The sequence below is a fragment of the Candidatus Hydrogenedentota bacterium genome (assembly GCA_018005585.1).
In the GTDB taxonomy this organism is placed as follows: Bacteria; Hydrogenedentota; Hydrogenedentia; order Hydrogenedentales; family JAGMZX01; genus JAGMZX01.
The window spans coordinates 1-17,839 of record JAGMZX010000127.1; the positions used below are offsets into that span (position 1 = coordinate 1).

Genomic DNA, 17,839 nt, shown 5'->3' on the forward strand with positions numbered 1-17,839 from the left:
CGTGGGTGTGGGACTTCGGCGACGGCAGCCCCGTCAGCTACGAGCAGAACCCGGTGCACGTCTACGAGGAGACGGGCGTGTACACCGTGACGCTGACGGTCACGACGGACGTGGACGCGCTCTCGGCGACCCGGGTGAGCTACGTCATCGTGGGCGCGCTCCTGCCCGCGGCCGGATTCCCCGCGCTGACGGCGCTGGCGGCGGCCCTGGCGCTGGCGGGCCTGCTCGCGCTGCGCCGGGCTCAAGGAAACAAGCGCGGGCGGGCGGGGTGACCGACGCGAAGTCTTCGTCCGCCACCCCGAGGCGCCCGCTGAGCGGGCGTCTCGGGGCGCCGGGCAGTTGCTCTTCTCATTCAGGGGGGCTGCACAGATGGCATGAAGGCCACGCACGCGTTTAGCGGCGGTATGGACGCAGCGGCCGATTTCATCCCCCCGGTTCAGGACGGTGATGGCGCGATCACCGGGCTCGCCGCCGGCGGCCCGCAAGCGTTGCGCTTCACCGTTCTTCTTGAATGCCGTCGCGGCTCCCGCCTCCGCGCGGAGCGCGGGCCTCAGTCCTGGAGCTCCCGGATCCAGATGTTCCGGAAGCGCACGGGATTGCCGTGGTCCTGAAGCTGGAGGGGGCCCTTGTCGCCGTGCGGTTCGTAGTGGGTCACCGCGTGCTTGCTGACCCAGAGCGTGCCGCCGGAAAGCTCCAGATGGTCCTGAACGAGCACGCCATTGTGCAGGATGGTGAAAGTCGCCCGCCTGACGACGGCGCCGTTCTCAAAGATGGGGCGATGGAAGATGATGTCGTAGCTCTGCCATTCCCCCGGTTTGCGCGACGCGTTGACGAGCGGCTTGCCGCGGCCATAGAGCGCCGCCGCCTGGCCGTCCGGGTAGGTCGTGTTCTCATAGGAGTCCAGAATCTGCACCTCATACATGCCCATGAGGAACACGCCGCTGTTGCCGCGGCCTTGTCCCTCGCCTTCCACCTGCGCCGGCGTCGCGAACTCGAGGTGCAACTGACACGACCCGAATTCCTGCCTCGTCTGAATCATGCCGGCGTCCGGCGCGGGAAGCATGGCCCCCTGCTCCACCCGCCACTGGGTTTCCTCGCCCGGCTTTGTCGAAGTCCAATGGCCGAGGTCGGCGCCGTCGAAAAGCACGAGCGCATCGGACGGCGCGCGGCCGGGCGTGTCCTGCGTGCTCTCCGTGCCCGGAGTCACAATCGGGGGCTGGGGTTGCCTGGCGGGGTCCGTCTCGTGGACCAGCACCCCGTCGATGGTCATGTACACCACCTCTTCGTCCTCGCCCTTGTCGTTCTTCTCGACTTGGGTCCATTCCTTGATCTCGGGCCGGTCAAACTGAGCCGCGGCACCGCAGCCAGCGGCGACGGCAAGCAGAATACACGCGGCGGGCAACACGGACTCGTACTTCATATCATTTTCTCCTTCAAATACCGGCAATACCCGGCAGGGACGTCTGCTGCATTCGCCCGGCGGCGACGGCGAAAACGCGGCTGACCGTAAGCGCGAACTGGCGCCAGCCCGCGGCGGCCTGGCGCGGCCAGCCGTGTCCGGCGCGCATCCCCGGCTGTTCCCAGTTTCAGGGGATGCACCGGGCAAGTATAGGCGCTCCGGGGGCGCGGAGCAAAGAAGTCCGGAATGGCTCCGGGTGACTTCCCCGAGGCAAGTCTGTATGCTCTCGCATGATGGAACGTGCGGCGGGACCGGGGACAAGAAGGGGAAGACGGGGAGCGCATCTTGCAGACCATTACAGGAGCCACACGCGTTTGAAAAGGAACTATGGGAATCCGGAGCGCCGGTTGCGCGGGCCCGCATGCGGGCCGGGCCGGTGGATGGTTGTGGCCGCTGCCGCAACACTCTCCTTCGGCAGCACGGGCATGGCGCACGGGAGCGAGAACTGGCCCGATTGGCGCGGTCCCACCGCCGACGGGCACAGCGACGCGACCGGCCTTCCCTTGACCTGGTCGGAAACGGAGAACGTCGTCTGGAAGACGCCCATTCACGACGAAGGGTACTCGACTCCCGTCGTGTGGGGCGGCCAGGCGTGGCTCACCACGGCCACCGAAGACGGCCGGACGCTCTACGCGGTCTGCATCGACGCGAACAGCGGCGCGGTCATCCACGACATTGACGTGTTTCACCCGGCCGAGCCGCAGTACATCAACCCCAACAACACGTATGCCACGCCCTCGGCCTCGATCGAGGAGGGGCGGGTCTACGTGCATTACGGCACGCATGGCACGGCCTGCCTGAATACGGAGACCGGCGAGGCGCTCTGGCAACGGGCCGATTTGAACTGCGACCACATACAGGGGCCGGTCTCGTCGCCCGTCCTGTTTGAGGACCTGCTCATCCTGCATTTCGAGGGCGGGGACGTTCAGTTCATTGTGGGATTGAACAAGAACACGGGCGAAACGGTCTGGCGCTATGACCGGCCCCGCGAGCTTTACGAGGGCGTGGAGCCCGCCTTTCTCGTCAAGGCCTATCAGACCCCCGTAATTGTCGAAGTAGACGGCGCGCCTCAGATGCTCAGCAACGGCGCCCTGCTCGTCACGGGTCACGACCCGCGCACCGGCAAGGAGATTTGGCGCGTCCGCTACCGTGACGACAGCACGATCTCGCGAATCGTGACCGGCCTCGGGCTCTTCTTCGTCAACACCGGCGGCTCGCCGGACGCCCCGTACCTCTGGGCCGTGCGCCAGGGCGGCGTGGGAGACGTCACGGACACGCACGTCGTCTGGAAGATGACCGAAGACGTGCCGCTCAAGGCATCGCCGCTCCTCGCCGGCGATTTGCTCTACACGATGAGCGACAAGGGCATGCTCCTGTGCATCGAAGCGAGCACGGGGGCAATCGTGTGGTCCCAGCGCATCCGCGGCGACTACGGCCCGTCGCTCTTGCAGGCCGGGAACCGGATTTACATCCTCAGCATGAAAGGCACAACCACCGTCATAGAGCCGGGCCGCGCGTTCCGGCAATTGGCGGTCAACCAGCTCGACGGCCGTTTCGGCGCGTCCCCCGCCGTAACGGGCACATCGCTCCTTCTCCGCAGCGAAACGCATCTGTATTGCATACGGGAGAAGCAGCCGCAGGCGGAATGACAAGGATGCCCGCCAGGCCCCGCGCCGACAGGTGAAACCCCGCTCCAAAAGGCGAACCATCACGGGGCAGGGACGCGAACCAGCCGAAGGCCCCTGCCGTTTTCCCGGCCCTCCGGCGCATCCCAGAACCGGTAGGCGGAGCGGCAGAACCTGGGTTGGGTGTCCCAAGACCCGCCCCGCAGCACGCGATACGCGTTTTTCGCGCCATTCTCGGGGTCGTTCCCCGGACAGCGCTGGTAATAGTCGCTCGCATACCAATCCGAGCACCATTCCGACACGTTCCCATGCATGTCGTAAATGCCCCAGGCGTTTGCCGGGAAACTGCCCACCTCCGCCGTCTTCCCCCGATAGGTCCCCTGCCGTCCGCTCCCATACGCATAGTTGCCGTCGTAGTTCGCCTGCTCCGTCGAAATCGTCTCGCCAAAATGGAATGGCGCAGTCGTTCCCGCGCGGCACGCATACTCCCATTGCGCTTCGGTCGGCAGCCGGAAGCCGCCGCTCACGCGGCTGTTCAGCCTCTCAAGGAACTCCTGGCAGTCCCCCCACGACACCTGCTCCACGGGCAAACGCGGGTCGCCCGTGAAGTGACCCGGGTTGTTTCCCATCACCCGCTCCCATTGCCCCTGTGTCACCTCATGCTTGCCCATCCAGAAACCCTGCGTCAGGGTCACCTGATGTTGCGCCTCGTCATCATTACGCCCCGCCTCGCTTGCCGGGCTGCCCATCGTGAATGTCCCCGCGGGTATCCAAACCAGTTCCAGCGTCACGCCGCCGCCAAGGTCCACCGTCTGCACGTCGCCGGGCTTCCGCTGGCCTGAATAGCGGACCACGAGAATCAGCGCTACAAAAACCGCCGCGATAGCAAGCAACGCCCAGGCGGCGCGTGGACCAGCCTTGCTCCGCTGGCGCCCGTCTTCCCCGCGTTTGCGCTGCTCTTCCTCGCGTACGCGGCGGGCCGCCTGCTCTTGCCGCCGCGCTTCGGCCGCGGCGCCGGAGAAGTCGTGTATCAACGCCGCACAGGTCGCGGGGCGGCGCTCAATCTCCTTCGCCAACCCCGCCAGCAGGGCCGTGTTCACATGCTCCGGCACGCCTTCGATGGGTTCCGGCGGCTTGCGCAGAATCTGCAGCGACAGGTCGCCGCCCGCAAACGGCGGCTCGCCGCTCAACAACTCGTACAGCGACGCGGAGAAGGAGTACACGTCATTGCGCGAGTCGTTCCGGTGCGCTTTCTCGTTCATCACCTGCTGCGGGCTCATGTACGCCAGCGTGCCGCTCGTCGCGTGGCCCGTGCGCCGCGTCTCCGTGTCCTTGATGACCCGCGCGATGCCGAAATCCACCAGCTTCACCGTGCCGTCGTCCGCCAGCAGCATGTTGCCCGGCTTCACGTCCCGGTGCAGCACCTTCCTCCCGTGCGCGTAGTCCAGCGCGTCCGCCAACTGACGCGCCCACGGCAGCACCTCCCCCAGCGGGAACGGCCCCTCCCGCGCGCCCAGGCAAGCCGAAAGCGGCTTGCCCGCCACGTATTCCATCGAGACGAAGCCCAGTTCGCCCTGCTGGTGGAAATCGAACACGCCCACGATGTGCGGATGCCGCAGTTCGCGCGTAATGACCACCTCGCGCTTCAGGTTCACGATTGCGGCGGCGTCCTCCGCCAGTTCCGGCCGCAGCATTTTGAGCGCGACCGGCCGGTTGTCGAGCGTGTGGTCCTCGGCCAGCCAGACCTCGCCCATGCCGCCCGCGCCAATCTTCCGCACGAGCCGGAACCGGTCCCCGAGCACCACCTCGGCGCGCAGGTTGACGAAGGTCGGCATATCGCCGTCGAAATCGACGCTGCTCATCAGGCGCTGTCCCTCCCGCGAAACGGCGCGCTGTGAAACCGGCGCGCCCCCGCGGTTGTGACCCCGGCGCCCCACCCCGGCGCGCACGGGCGCGCCGCCCATGCCGTAAGGGACGCCTCTGTCACAACCCAGGCTACTGTACACAACGCCAAGAGCAGTTTTCATGCCAGGGACTACACCGTGGCATGGACATCTTGCACATGCGCCTGGGCTATTTGATGACCCGCACGGGCGGGACGCCCGTGCCACGAGGGGGTTTCTTCGTGGGAACCGTGGTCTCAGCATCGGGCAGAAAACAGGAAGTGCCTGATATTTATCGCGGCCCGTTCAGTTCGCGTCCTCGCCGTTCTTCGCGAATGCGCCCAAGGCGGTCGCCAGATTCTTCTGCAATGGCGGCACGGCCGGATACCGGTTGAAATCCACGTGTCCATCCATGTACAGAATATTGGAGCCGCCGGGGACGTGGTTGTACGCGGAAACCACCGTGGATACGACATCCCACATGACGGGCACAGTGCTCTGGGCTTCAGCGGACGCCGCGGGGTTGTTGATGTCCGTGACCAGGAAACGCTCCACGCCCTCGCGCAAGTGATAAATCGTTTCGAGCCCGCCGTTGCCATTGCCAAAGTTGACGGGAACGTCCCCCGAAGCTGTCTTCCTCACCAGCGTATCCGCCTGAGAAGCGGGGACGGCCATTGCCTCAAGCAGTTTCTGGAAAAAGACGTAGTCCAGCAGGTCGAGCAGTTGCGCGGGCACACGAGCACCGCCCGGAACCCACGGGAACCAGGCAAGGAGCGGGGAACTGCCCCAGGTCCGGGTGGGATAGTCGTCGGCAATCCGGTCCAACAGCCACCCCAGATATTGATAGCTGCCGTCAATGAGAGAAACGCCGCGGTCATTGGATTCGCCGCCTCTGTTGAAGGGAATGTGGAATTCGTAGTCACCCGAGGTCCGGTTCTTGAGGCTATCGGAAGTGAACTTCGAATCCGAGGGACAGATGATGATATTCGGGTCGGTCAAGTACTCGGGATATACGGCGCTGACGCACGGACCCAAGGCCTGCACCAGTTCGACCGAGTAGGGGACCGGCGGCCAGCCGTAATCCCAGCCTTGATATGTCTGCTCGTAGGTCATCTGCAACGGGGGAAACCCCTCGCCCGGCGCTTCATTGGCGTACATCTTAAAAATCAGACCCCACTCCTTCAGGTTGTTCTGACAACTCGCCCTGCGCGCGGCCTCGCGAGCCCGGGCCAGCGCCGGCAGGAGTATTGCCGCCAGGATGCCAATGATGGCGATCACCACCAGCAGTTCTATCAGCGTAAAACCCTTTTCGCGAGTTCCCATGACCCGATTCCTCCATTCATTCGTCCCAGACGCCCTGCTCCCAGAACATCGAACTGCGTGCCGCGCGCGCCAAATGGACCCGCATGTGCGGCCACAGCGCAGGTTCAGCTACGTTTTAGCAGCTTCCGCCATGGCGCGTTTTTCATTTTCGACGGGGATTTGGCATTTTGTCACGCCGACGCCGGGATGCAAACGAGCCCGGCCAGACCGCGCCGCTATGCCTGCGTGGCACACACCTTTCTGGGGACGGTTACGGGCTTGTGCGCCCGTGGCGAGCGGCGGTAGATGGTGGGCGAAACGCCGCAGGTTCTGGCAAAGGCTCGTGAGAAGGACGACATATCCGCGTAGCCCACGTCGCCCGCGACCTCCGAAACGCTCTTCCCGGGTTCCAGTAGGAGCCGCTGCGCTTGGGCTATCCGCGCCAACTGCACATATTCTCTGAAAGGCACCCCCATTACGTTGTGAAACACGGCGCCAAAGTGGCTCTCCGACATGCCCACGGCCAGGGCAATCTGTTTCCGGTTCAGCGTGTGGCCCAGCCCCTTGCCCACCATCACGCAGGCCTGCGCAACAGCGCGTTCCTCCGGCGACATGCACACCGCTTCTACGTTGAAGACCGTCCCGGCTAACGCGCTCCGGAACCAGCCGGTGATGTCTTCCATGGTTCGAAGCCCCGAAAAGGACCGCATATAATCCAGTTTGATCCGCTCCACCTCCGTCTCACAGCATCGCGTTTCCCTGAGTCCGTCCAGGAAACAGTACACCATTTCCGTGAACAGCAGCCGGCGCGCATCGCAGTCCTGCGCCGGGCAGGTGTTCAACATCCGCAACATCATTTCAAAGACCCGGCCGACGGCCTGTCTGTCATCGCGGGCGACGGCGTCACGCAGTTCGAGCAGAATGGGAACAAGTTCGCGGCGGAACCTGGCAAGCCATTCGCCATTGGATTCGCCAGGGTACGGCTTGAACGCCGCTTCGTCGTCCCGCTTGTTCAGGGTGGTGCGCGCCTCACGATAAGCGGTATCCATCCGTCCGGCGGAATAACTGTTCATGCTCACGCCAATCAGCACGGGCACTTGGGAGTACCGCTTCGCTTCCTGCACAATTCTGGCCGCCATTTCGGTTGACCTGAGCCGTCTCAGTTCGGGGTTGCGCGTCTTGGGCAAATGCCAGAACAGGACAATTTCCCCCGGCTGCATCGAAACCACGAGGGAATCCGGCACCGCCCCGCTCACCCGGTGCATGGCTTCCACGAGGTTGACGAACGCCTGATGCTTCTGGATGGAGTCCATCTCAAAAGCGGCCTGACTGGCGAGGTCCGGCTGTGCGACGATAACGGCCGTCGGCAATTCGCTCAGGCCGATGGCCTTTGCCCGGGCCAGCGCCTCGGGCATGGAGAAATTCCGGCCACTCACGAGCCAATCGGCAAACTCCCGCTCCAGATAGACATGCATGCGCAAGAGCTGCTTCTCCTGCTCGAGCAGCGCAGTCATGTTCTCCCACAGGTCGCCGAGGGTCCGCGCGGCGTTCTCCAGGACCCGCACGATGGCACGCAACTCGGCATTGCTCACGGAGGCCAGTTCGCGGCAGGTCTCTTCCAGTTCCTCCCTCTCCAGGTCCCCGACATCCTTGACGCGGTTCCAGATGTCGTCGAAACCGCCGCGCAGCCTGCCGGGCTGAAACAACTGCCCCGTAAGGATGCGGCCTACGTATTCTCCTCGAACCACGATGGGCACGACGATGTCCGTCAGGCCCGCGTGACACTGATAGACCTGCGTGCGTTTGGTCCGCTCCGCGCGCGCGATCCAACTGACGTCACAGTTCCAGCACCGGCGGCTGCCTTCCGAAAACCGGCGCAACAGGGCACAGAACCGGCGCATGCGCGCGGTCTGCATCTTGGTCTGCTCCGCCAACTGCTCGATTTCATCCCGGACGAGGTTCTGCATGCGGCTCTCAGTCGCGGGTCCGTGCAGTTCGCTATCGCCGAAATACACGGACATTCCCCCCAGCCCGGCGTTGTCCGCGAAAAGACTCAGGTATTCGATGAGAAAGGAACATGCTGGAGTGACATGCTGTTGGACTCGCTCCAAGGCTTCCTGCATGTTCAACCTCCTCGGAACCTCAATGCTCGAAACCGGCACCCGCGCGGCACGCGGTCTCCGTCCGCCCACATGCTTCGCTGGTCGCTGTCCTTGACTCATAGCCGTATTCCGCCTCGGATGGTTAGCATTTCAAACATCTGCTTAGCATTTTACAGCAGCCCCCCTGCCGAACATACCATTTCGCGTCCCCGGAAGGTCAGCAGGGGCGAGAAGGCAAATTCATGGGACAAAGGATGAGGCTTGCCGGCGAGGCAAGCCTGCCGGGGCAGAAGCGGGCGCAAAAGGGGTCCGCGCTTGAAGCGTTACCTGGGGCCTTCTGGGGCAAGGAAGCCTTTGGGCGGGTTGGCGGGGGGCTTGTAGGTGAAGGGTTCGGCGTCGGGCATGGTGCGGACGCCAGTGGTGAACGTGTAGGGTGCCTCGGGGAGAGGGCCGGGAAAGCTGAGTTCGACGAAGTAGGCAATCCAGCCGGCGCCGGGGGGCTGGACGTTGGCGCGGTAGAGGCCGGGTTCCAGGGGGGCGACGGCGGAGGGCGCGTAGGTGGCGGTCACGCCGCGGAAGTCGCGCTTTTTGGGGTTGTGGGCTTGCCAGAGGGTTACGGCGGCGGGCTGGGGCAGGGATCCATCGGGGTAGGGCACGAGGCGTACGAGTATGGCGCCGTCGTCTTCGAATACGAAAGTGTAGCTGGGCATGGGCAGGTCCGCGGCAATGGCGTAGTAGAAGGAGGTGACGCTGCCGAGGGCCGTGTCGTTCAGGGGGTGGCCGGCGTTGGGGACGTAGCGGAGCCATTTCGGGCCCTGGAGGCCGTCCCAGTAGAACTTGGAGGAATCGGGAAGGAAGAACTGGTCATTGGCGGCATTCATGACGAGCTTGGGCATGGTGAGGCGGTCCCGGTAGGCGTAGGGGTCGACGATGCTCATGAGGGACGCGTTTTCGGGCGTGTCGAGCCAGTCAAGTACGCGCAGGGCGGCGTAGTCGCCAACGGCAACCGACCAGTGTCCGTAGACGGCGCAGTGATGGTGGAAGGATTCTACGACGTTGAGCAGGTCGATAACGCAGGGGATGATGGCGCGCACGCGGTTATCAACGATGGCCGTGGTCCAGGTGGTCCAGCCGCGCTTGGACCCGCCGGCAACCACGAAGTCGCGGACGGCGTGCCCGCCGCCCGCTTCGGAGGCGCAGAACGCCTGGACGGTGTCCATGGCGCGGACGGCGGCCTTGGTCATGGGCAGGCGCGCGGGCCATTCTTCGTCGCCGGTACGGAGGTATTTGTCCCAGGTGTATGCGATCATGCCGTCTTCGGAGCGCGGCCAGCCCATGGCATCCGCGAACACGAGGGGCTGGTTGGGGACCATGAAAATGGAAGCAGTGATTGTCCTGGTGGCGCGCGCAATCTTCTTGACGTCGGAATCGGGCCCGCGGGGCGGTGCGCCGGGCCGGTTGCTGCCGCCGTCCACGAAGAGCAGAGCGGTGGGATAGGCCACGGTTTCGGGCACGGTGACGGTCAGCCAGTGTTTCCAGACGGGCCGGTCGACCTCGGCGGCGGTGCGCCACTGCTGCGAGGTGAGGTCGATTGTGTAGGAAGTAAGCCCTTCTTCTTGCTCTGTCTGGACGAGTTCCCACGCGTAGTTCGAGTCGGGCTTGGCGACGTAGCGGTCCAGGGCCGTCGGATTGGCGGACTCCCGGGCGTAGGGATAGGACGGGGGCGCATCGGGCCTGGCGGCGGCCGCCACGCACAACACCAGCACACACAGGAACCATTGGACAGCGTGTTTACACATGGACTCCCCTTCCATCCAGCGCACGGGCTGGTACTTCGTCACGCGGAGCAGGATGCACACTCAGACCGCGCAAGGGCGGCGTCCGTTTCAAGTTGAATGGTCCTGCCCCGCGCGCAAGGTCTAACGGAAGAGCACGGGCAGGATGCCCGCACCACGGTTGAATCCCGGGGCGCGCGAAAGGCATGCGGAGAGATGGGGCCACGCAGCTTTCGGGAGCGGGACACGTCATCGTCGTGATATTGCCTAAGTAATTCATTTGTAACAGGTTATGCAAGATCCGACCCCAGTTCTCGGGTAAGATCGTTGACAATAGGGGGATTTTCGTGTAATAATTGAATTATAGCATTGGGAGCGCGGGGGTCTTTAGCGCAAGAACAGGGGTAGTACGTTTTCGCCGCCGCAGCCAGCCTGAGTACGGCAGGAACGGAGGATTTGTCCAGGGCTGTCGGTGGCCGGTAGTTCTGTCGTCAGTATGTTGCTTCTATCCACCGCGCGCTGAGGGGAGATATGCATCATGGCTGAGGAGAGGTGCAGGGTAAGCGTGGTGGTATGCACTTACAACCGGGCGGAGAGCCTGTCCCGGTGTCTTGAGAGCGTCATGCATCAAGAGACGGGGGGCACGTTTACGTACGAGGTCGTCGTCGTCGACGACGGTTCCACGGACCATACGGCCAAGGTGGTGGTGCAAGCGCAGGCGGCCGGCGGCGCGCCGGTCCGCTACGTGCGCAACTGGGAAGGGGGCGGCGTGGCGGCGGCGCGGAATCTTGGCGTAGAAGCGGCGAGCGGGGACTGGGTGGCCTTCTGCGACGACGACCAGCGCGCCGCGCCGGATTGGCTGAAGGAGCTGCTGCGCGTGGGATGGGAGCGCGGGGCACGATGCGTGGGGGGCGGCATCCGCGCCGACCTCCCGGAGGACGTACGAGCGCGGCACGGTCGCATCTGCATGGACCTGCTGGGCGAGCACGCGTATGAAGGCGCGCCGTTCGTCTTCGCCGGCCATGATTTGCCATCGACGGGTAATCTGCTGGTCGCGAAAGAGGTGTTCGACGAGGTGGGCGGCTTCGACACGGGCACGGACAGCGGCGAAGACACGGAGTTCCTGGCGCGCGTTCAACGCGCCGGCATCGCCGTCTGGGCGGCGCCTGCGTCGCTTGTCTGTCACCAGGTGCCGGAATACCGGCTCGGCCCCAAGTACCTGCGCTGGGTTTCGCGGCGCTGGGGCGTGCACTTTGCGCTGGTGGACGCAAGACACCGGGGCTGCCGCGCGACGGTTCTCCGCGGCATTGCGCGGCTGGGCCAGGCGGGGGTCATCTTCCTGCCCCGGGCGTGTTGGGCGTGGCTCCGGCATGACCGCGCCGCCTTGTGCGACCAGTTCTGCCTGCTATGGCGTACGGAAGGGTACGTGCGCAAGTGCCTGAGCCTGTGCGCGCCGGTGCTGCTGGCGCAGCCGCGCTTCTTCGCGGCGCTGCGGTTCCGGGCGGAGCGGCGCCTTTTTACGCCGGAGCTAGGGCCGCCGCGGCGTCCCGGCGTCGCTTGAGTTCGCGCCAACTCGTCACCACGATACCTTCCGCCTCGACGGTGGCGCGCACTTCGGGGTCCGTGATGGCTTCGGTATCGCCGACGCGGGAGTCGCCCGAGTCTTCAAGCAGGCGCAAATCGTCCGCGGGCAGCGCGCAATGCAGCAACACGACGGTGATGCCCGGCCTCAAGGCGCGCAGGAACATCATCAGGCGTTTCTTCTTCTCCTCGCGGGGCCACCCGAGCGCATCGGCGTGGATGCGGTCCACGACAGGCAAGCCCGCGTCCCAGACATTCGAGACCAGACTGCCCGGAACGGCGGGAAACTCGTAACAAGGCGTTCCGCGCACCTTGCAGGCCGCTCGCCGGGCGAGCAGGGCCAGGCGCCGGGCGCGGGAAGCCGGGCCGACGGCAGCCAGCACGGGGACGCCCGCCGCGGCGCCCGCGCGCGCGTATCGGTCGAAAAAGTCGGCGCGCAGAAACGCCGTTCCCATGTGCGCGTCCAGGTGCGTGATGGGTATGCCAAGCTCGCGGCCCGCCTCGGTCTGCGCGCGAATCTCGCGCGCGACTTCCTCCGGAGTGGCGTGAGCCGCCACATCGCGGGCAGAGGGCCAGAAGAAACCCTCGGGGCCGGCGAGGCCCGGCGCGTCTTCGGGCAGCGTGAGCGGGCGCCAGCGGAACGAGCCGAATTCCGAGGTGAGCGTGAGGTGAATGCCCGCGTCGGCATCGGGGCGCGCTTGGAGGTAGGCCGCGATGGCTTCGGCGCCGGGGCAAGGGGTCATGACGCTGCACGACCGGGCGAGCCCGGCTTCGAGCGCTGCGATCACGCCCAGGTTCGCAGCCCGGCACAGACCGGCGTCATCGACGTGGAAAAGAACCACGCGGGCGTCGCCGTGCCAGCCGAGCCGCGCCGCGCAGTTCCGCATCGCATTCATGCCCCCATGAGGCCGTTGCCGCGGCTCAGTGCCAGAAGTGCGCCGCGGCATTTGCCTTCATCGCTTCAATCAGGCTCCGCTGCTCATCGGCCGTGAGCCGCTTCTGGAGCCTGGCCAGGTACTGCTGCCAGGAGAAAGCGAGCATCCGCACCGCGCCCTGCGCGACCGCCTTGGCCGACCACGTCAGGCTAGGGTCGTGCTTCGGCATGACGCCAATCAGGTGCGGGGCCGCAACGGTCTTCTCCGAACGGTCGGGCCGGATCAGACGCACGGCGCCGTCCATCAGCAAATACCCCTTCGACTGGCAGCGTTCGCCCACGCCGAAGATCTCCTCGCCGTCGCGGAACCGCGCTTCGTCCGCGATCCAGGGGAAGATGATGCAAATCTTCAGGCGCAGCCCGTCCTCCAGGCCTCGGAACAAAGGCAAGTCAAGCAATACCTGCCCGCCGAAGCGGTCCCAGACGAGCTGTTCGATAGCCTCCATCAGCGCGTTGTAGCCGCTTTCCGGCAGCGCCTCCCGCGCCATGTCATAAAAATCCTCCCACTGAAACTGGAGCACCGACGCGTCGCCTTTCGCGCACACCGTGGCCGTGCGCGTATCGCAGAATTTGAACTGCGACATCTCCCCCAGGAGCGTGGGCGCGGGCAGGACCACCGGCCCGCCCGTCTGCCGCTGAATCTCGACGCTGCCCTCGATGAGCACATAGCCGCTGTCGAAACCCAGGTGCCCTTGCTGCATCAGCGTTTCGCCGTCGGCGAGGTCCCACCGTTCGGAAGTGTCCAAGAACACGCGCGCCACCCGCTCCCGGGCATCATCGGGCAACCCGCGCAACAGGGGCAAGGACAGGACTCGTTGGAGTTCACCCGCTTCACTCATTCCGCGTCTCCCTCTCTTGAAGGCCTGCGCGCGCCGGGCCTTTCGCCGCGAACCGCACCCGAAAACCGCGATGCGGGTATGATATGATGACGCCTTCAACCGGAGCAACAGCGCAGGAGGCGCCACGCATGGACACGACCGGACAAGACGCACGCAGGCGCCCCTCGGGCAAACAACTTACCCTGCACAAGATCCTTGCCTACGCCGTGAAGAAGGGCGCGTCGGACATACACCTCAAGGTGCCGCGCCCGCCTATCGTCCGCATCGACGGCGAAATCCGATTCGCGGGCGAAGTGCCACTGACGCAAGAGCACATGCTCGGCTACCTCGACGAAATCATGACGCCCGAACAAAAAAACCGCTTTCTCGAGACCGGCGACGCCGACCTCGCCATCAGCATGTCCGGCATCGGCCGGTTCCGCGTCAACTGCCTGAAACAGCGGGGCAGCGTCGCGATCATCATGCGCCACGTCAAGGGCAAAGCCCCCGACCTCTCCAAACTGCACCTGCCCATGGGGCCCGTCGAGCGCATCGCCGACATGCGCCGCGGCCTCATCCTCGTCACCGGCACCACCGGCAGCGGCAAATCCACCACTCTCGCGGGCATTATCGACATCATCAACCGCAACCAGTCCGTGCACATCGTCACCCTCGAAGACCCGATCGAGTTCCTCCACGAAGACAGGAAAAGCAGCGTCATCCAGCGCGAAGTCGCCATCGACACCCGCGACTTCAAGACCGCGCTGCGCGCCATGATGCGCGAAGACCCCGACGTCATCCTCATCGGCGAAATGCGCGACACCGAGACCTTCCAGGCCTGCATCTCCGCCGCCGAGACCGGGCACCTCGTCTTCAGCACCCTCCACACCACCAACGCCATGCTGACCATCGACCGCATCCTCGACCTCTTCCCGCCCGACCAGCACCAGCAGGTCCGCTCCCAGCTTGCCCTGCAACTGCGCGCCATCATCTCCCAGCGCCTGCTCCCCAACCTCGAAGGCACCGGCCGCGTGCCCGCCATCGAGATCCTGTTCATGACCCCCGCCATCGCCCAGCTCATCCGCGAAAACGCGCTCAAACAAATCCCCAACGCCATCGCCGGCGGCAAAGAAGAAGGCATGCAGACCTTCAACATGAGCCTGGTCCAACTGGTGAACGAAGGACTCATCAGCGAACAGGAAGCCGAACTCGCCTCCGACAACGCCGAAGAACTGCGCATGAACCTCAAAGGCATCTACCTCAGCCAGGGACGCGGCGGCATCCTCAAACGCTGACCCACGCGGCCGGTGTGGGCGCTGAATGGTCCTGCGCCCCCTCTCCCCCATTCCCCGCTCCCTCTGGGCTTGTTCTCATGCCGGGGATGTGAAAGAATTCCCCTTCACACGGAAACCGGGAGTCTCACGACATGCGATATGGTGTCTTGTTCGTCTCATTGACCCTCGCGTTCGCCGCGGCGGCGGACCCCGCCGCCCCGCAATGGTACAAGGGCGTCACCCACGTGCATAGCCTCTGGAGCGACGGCGACATGTCGCCCGACCTCGTCGCCGCGTGGTACAAGGACCACGGCTACCACTTCATGTGCTTTACCGACCACAACGTGCTTCAAGAAGGCGAACGCTTCATTTCCATCGTGCCTGACACCAAGCTCAGCCCGGAACGCGTCGAGATGATCCGCGCCCGGTTCGGCGACGATTGGCCCGACATCAAGACGGAAGGCGGGAAATCGCGGATGCGCCTCAAGACCCACGCGGAATTGAGCGCCTACTTCAACGAGCCCGGCAAGTTCCTGCTCGTCCAGGCCGAGGAGATCACCTCGCTCGGCGGCGCGCCCCACGTCAACGGACTCAACCTGCGCGAACCCATCGTCGGCAAGAAAGGCGAGGTCGCCGACCTGCTCAACCGCTACCTCGACGCGGTCCACGCCCAGCGCGAACAATTCGGCATCCCCATGGTCGCCCACGTCAACCACCTGAACTGGTCCGACGGCGTCACGACCGAGGAGATGCTCGCCGCGCGGCGCCTGCGCTTCTTCGAAATCTATAACGGCCACCCGGGCGTGCGGCAATGGGGCAGCCCCGACCGCGGCATGCCCGGCAACGACCGCCACTGGGACGTGATTCTCTCGCTGCGCATGGCGGCCGAGCCCGATTTCATCCTGTACGCCTTCGCCACGGACGACAGCCACGAGTACTTCGAGTGGGGCGGCGACAAGGTCAACCCCGGACGCGGCTGGATCATGGTCCGCGCGGAACAACTGGACGCCAACAGCCTGATCGAGGCCATCGAGCGTGCCGACTTCTACGCCTCCACGGGCGTCACGTTGAACGATGTGCAGTGCGACGGCGCGTCGCTGCGCGTCGACATCGCCGCCGAGCCGGGGGTGACTTACACTACGCAGTTCATCGGCACGCGCAAGGGATTCAACCCGGAGTCAACCGAGTTCAAGAACGCCCAAGGCGAAACACCCGACACCGCCTCGCGCGTCTACAGCGGCGACATCGGCGTCGTCCTGCTCGAAACGGCGGCCAATCCGGCGGTCTACCCGTTCACCGGCGACGAACTCTACGTCCGGGCAAAGGTGGTCAGTTCCAAACCGCAGGAAAACCCCGTTCGCGAAGGCGACCCGCAAATCGCCTGGGTGCAGCCCGTGCGCGTCGCGCGCTGACCCGCCTACTCCGTGCCGAAGGGCTTTTCCTGGCCGTTGCGCGTGCGCAGTCCGCGCACCATCAGGCCGGGACGCCCCAGACTCTGCCCGGCCAGTTGCCGGTTGCCCGGATGACGGTAGCCGACCCTGACCATGCGCCGCATCTTGTCCGTGCGGTTGATGTGGCTCCCGTGTACGGTGAGAATGTTGAAACAGACCACATCGCCGCGTTTCGCCGGCACGGGTACCGTGTCTTCGAGCCGGTACTGGTCCGTGGGCAAGTGGGGCGAGCAGGCCCCTTCCTCGGTCTTCGTCACGTGCGGCAGATAACCGCGCTTGTGCGAGCCTTCCAAGAATCGGATTTCCCCGTTCTCGTGGCACGTGTCGTCCAGGTGCACCAGCACGTCGACGTATCGGTCATTCGCGTGCTCGTAGAACGCATTGTCCTGATGCAGCGGGAACGGATGCCCCGTTTCCGGCGGCTTGATGTGCAGCGTCGTATGGTGCAGTTCCACGTTCGGACCGAGCAAGTCCGCCATTGCCCCGGTCAGGCCCGGCTGCGTTACGGCGCGGCACCACGCTTCCGAATAGAAGTGAAGGTCGTGCAGGGACGTCAGCTTCGACCGCTTTTCGGTCTCCGCGTCCATGTAGACCTTGCGCCACGGGCCGGTCCAGCCCGTGTGCGTCTCGGCCCACTGGTCCAGCAGGAAATCAAGTTCCCGTTCGATGACGTCCATCTCCGCGGGCGCGAAAACCTGCGGGATATGCAGAAAGCCCCTCTCCCAAAAACGCTGCACCTGTTGTTTCGCAAGCATGACAACCGGCCCTCGGGCTGTTTCCAGAGCGCCCGGTACATGAACAGCGCGTGGGGCGCGGGCTATTCCTTCCGCCCGATTGCCGCGCGCCGGGAAACGGGGCAGAAAGATGCGGCGGCCGGATTCCGCGATGGAAACCGGCCGCCGAAACCTGTCTTCGCGATGATTATGCCAATCCGGGGCAGAACCCGTCTTCCGTCCCTTCGCCCGGACAGTAGTGATAACCGCCGCTGTTGTAGAACTGAATGACACGCAGCAACTCCGTCAGCTTGATCTGCCAGTCCGGCCCGCTCGGCGAATAGTCGCTGTCATGAGGACAGCAGGCCGTATTCGCACCCGGTCCGGGCACGTAACCGTCTTCCGTGCTGCCGGGGTCGTCGGCGCAATGGAAGCCGCCGCTGTTGTAGAACTGAATCACGCGCAACAGCTCCGTCAGAGCGATGACATTGTTCTGGCTCTGGTCAGCGGAGTGGAACTCGCTGAAGCAGGAGTCGCCTTCGCCCTCACCCTCGCCTTCGCCTTCGCCTTCGCCCTCGCCTTCGCCTTCGCCCTCGCCTTCGCCTTCGCCCTCACCTTCGCCTTCCCCTTCACCCTCGCCTTCGCCGGGCGTCGGCTCGAAGTAAGCCACCCACGCACTGTCATAACGAATGACCCATTGCCGCGGGTTGCTTGTGCCCCCATCAGCGCCGTTCAAGGTCCAACGCACAAACGTGTCCACCTCCGGATCATAAAACGCCTGAACCTTGCCCACCGTCTCGTTGTCATAGAACTGGCCGTCCGGCAAACCGGGGCTGCTGACCGGCGTCAACGTGATCGTCACATCGCCCGTGTTGCCCGACGCGGCTGTCGTCACGGTGAAGATGACCGGCTCGCCCTCGCC

The 17,839-nt window shown here is 64.9% G+C and carries 14 protein-coding genes; 5 read left to right on the plus strand and 9 right to left on the minus strand.

The genetic code is table 11. From position 1 onward, the window contains the following. On the plus strand, nucleotides 1-272 hold a 272-nt coding region (locus KA184_17955), incomplete at its 5' end, for a PKD domain-containing protein (protein ID MBP8131467.1). A gap of 278 nt (nucleotides 273-550) precedes the next feature. Here KA184_17955 and KA184_17960 read toward each other — a convergent pair. Then, nucleotides 551-1,270 carry a DUF1080 domain-containing protein gene (locus tag KA184_17960; protein MBP8131468.1) on the minus strand — a complete coding sequence of 240 codons (720 nt, stop codon included), beginning with the start codon at nucleotides 1,268-1,270 and terminating at the stop codon, nucleotides 551-553. 503 nt (nucleotides 1,271-1,773) lie between these two features. Between KA184_17960 and KA184_17965 the strand changes: the two genes are divergently transcribed. Continuing rightward, a complete protein-coding gene (locus tag KA184_17965) occupies nucleotides 1,774-3,108 on the plus strand; it encodes a PQQ-binding-like beta-propeller repeat protein (GenBank protein MBP8131469.1) in 1,335 nt (444 codons plus the stop codon). A gap of 59 nt (nucleotides 3,109-3,167) precedes the next feature. On the opposite strand, the gene KA184_17970 is transcribed toward KA184_17965, so the two are convergent. The 4 genes from KA184_17970 to KA184_17985 form a co-directional block, all read right to left on the minus strand. After that, nucleotides 3,168-4,946, minus strand: coding sequence for an SUMF1/EgtB/PvdO family nonheme iron enzyme (locus tag KA184_17970; protein MBP8131470.1), 1,779 nt, complete (start codon nucleotides 4,944-4,946; stop codon nucleotides 3,168-3,170). 327 nt (nucleotides 4,947-5,273) lie between these two features. Next, nucleotides 5,274-6,290, minus strand: a complete 1,017-nt coding sequence (locus KA184_17975) for a prepilin-type N-terminal cleavage/methylation domain-containing protein (GenBank protein ID MBP8131471.1) — start codon at nucleotides 6,288-6,290, stop codon at nucleotides 5,274-5,276. A 215-nt stretch (nucleotides 6,291-6,505) separates the two neighbouring features. Next, complete coding sequence (locus KA184_17980) at nucleotides 6,506-8,392, minus strand: PocR ligand-binding domain-containing protein (protein ID MBP8131472.1); 1,887 nt, start codon at nucleotides 8,390-8,392, stop codon at nucleotides 6,506-6,508. A gap of 302 nt (nucleotides 8,393-8,694) precedes the next feature. Further along, complete coding sequence (locus tag KA184_17985; protein ID MBP8131473.1) at nucleotides 8,695-10,170, minus strand: PhoPQ-activated pathogenicity-related family protein; 1,476 nt, start codon at nucleotides 10,168-10,170, stop codon at nucleotides 8,695-8,697. Between the two features lie 514 nt (nucleotides 10,171-10,684). Between KA184_17985 and KA184_17990 the strand changes: the two genes are divergently transcribed. Beyond that, nucleotides 10,685-11,707, plus strand: a complete 1,023-nt coding sequence (locus KA184_17990; GenBank protein MBP8131474.1) for a glycosyltransferase family 2 protein — start codon at nucleotides 10,685-10,687, stop codon at nucleotides 11,705-11,707. On the opposite strand, the gene KA184_17995 is transcribed toward KA184_17990, so the two are convergent. Next, on the minus strand, nucleotides 11,664-12,623 hold the full coding sequence (locus KA184_17995) for a polysaccharide deacetylase family protein (protein ID MBP8131475.1): 960 nt from the start codon (nucleotides 12,621-12,623) through the stop codon (nucleotides 11,664-11,666). The two genes, KA184_17990 and KA184_17995, sit on opposite strands and share 44 nt — an antisense overlap. Before the next feature lie 25 nt (nucleotides 12,624-12,648). Beyond that, nucleotides 12,649-13,500: a cyclic nucleotide-binding domain-containing protein gene (locus KA184_18000; protein MBP8131476.1), complete on the minus strand. Its 852-nt coding sequence runs from the start codon at nucleotides 13,498-13,500 to the stop codon at nucleotides 12,649-12,651. Between the two features lie 128 nt (nucleotides 13,501-13,628). On the opposite strand from KA184_18000, the gene KA184_18005 reads away from it, so the two are divergent. Both KA184_18005 and KA184_18010 read left to right on the plus strand, forming a co-directional pair. Further along, the gene (locus tag KA184_18005; GenBank protein MBP8131477.1) at nucleotides 13,629-14,774 is read left to right on the plus strand and encodes a PilT/PilU family type 4a pilus ATPase; all 1,146 of its coding nucleotides are present in this window, start codon (nucleotides 13,629-13,631) and stop codon (nucleotides 14,772-14,774) included. Between the two features lie 131 nt (nucleotides 14,775-14,905). After that, nucleotides 14,906-16,165, plus strand: coding sequence for a histidinol-phosphatase (locus tag KA184_18010; GenBank protein ID MBP8131478.1), 1,260 nt, complete (start codon nucleotides 14,906-14,908; stop codon nucleotides 16,163-16,165). A 5-nt stretch (nucleotides 16,166-16,170) separates the two neighbouring features. Here KA184_18010 and KA184_18015 read toward each other — a convergent pair whose 3' ends face one another. After that, entirely contained in the window at nucleotides 16,171-16,959 is a 789-nt protein-coding gene (locus tag KA184_18015) for a phytanoyl-CoA dioxygenase family protein (GenBank protein MBP8131479.1), read from the minus strand. A 166-nt stretch (nucleotides 16,960-17,125) separates the two neighbouring features. Continuing rightward, a partial coding sequence (locus KA184_18020) for a hypothetical protein (protein MBP8131480.1) occupies nucleotides 17,126-17,839 on the minus strand: 714 nt, incomplete at its 5' end.

Excerpts from the sequence above, each read along its gene's own strand:
- KA184_18015 (MBP8131479.1), bottom strand. The coding sequence starts at position 16,959 with ATGCTTGCGAAACAACAGGTGCAGCGTTTTTGGGAGAGGGGCTTTCTG.
- KA184_17995 (MBP8131475.1), bottom strand. The coding sequence starts at position 12,623 with ATGAATGCGATGCGGAACTGCGCGGCGCGGCTCGGCTGGCACGGCGAC.
- KA184_18000 (MBP8131476.1), bottom strand. The coding sequence starts at position 13,500 with ATGAGTGAAGCGGGTGAACTCCAACGAGTCCTGTCCTTGCCCCTGTTG.
- KA184_18010 (MBP8131478.1), top strand. The coding sequence starts at position 14,906 with ATGCGATATGGTGTCTTGTTCGTCTCATTGACCCTCGCGTTCGCCGCG.
- KA184_17960 (MBP8131468.1), bottom strand. The coding sequence starts at position 1,270 with ATGACCATCGACGGGGTGCTGGTCCACGAGACGGACCCCGCCAGGCAA.
- KA184_17980 (MBP8131472.1), bottom strand. The coding sequence starts at position 8,392 with ATGCAGGAAGCCTTGGAGCGAGTCCAACAGCATGTCACTCCAGCATGT.
- KA184_17985 (MBP8131473.1), bottom strand. The coding sequence starts at position 10,170 with ATGTGTAAACACGCTGTCCAATGGTTCCTGTGTGTGCTGGTGTTGTGC.
- KA184_17990 (MBP8131474.1), top strand. The coding sequence starts at position 10,685 with ATGGCTGAGGAGAGGTGCAGGGTAAGCGTGGTGGTATGCACTTACAAC.
- KA184_18005 (MBP8131477.1), top strand. The coding sequence starts at position 13,629 with ATGGACACGACCGGACAAGACGCACGCAGGCGCCCCTCGGGCAAACAA.
- KA184_17975 (MBP8131471.1), bottom strand. The coding sequence starts at position 6,290 with ATGGGAACTCGCGAAAAGGGTTTTACGCTGATAGAACTGCTGGTGGTG.
- KA184_17970 (MBP8131470.1), bottom strand. The coding sequence starts at position 4,946 with ATGAGCAGCGTCGATTTCGACGGCGATATGCCGACCTTCGTCAACCTG.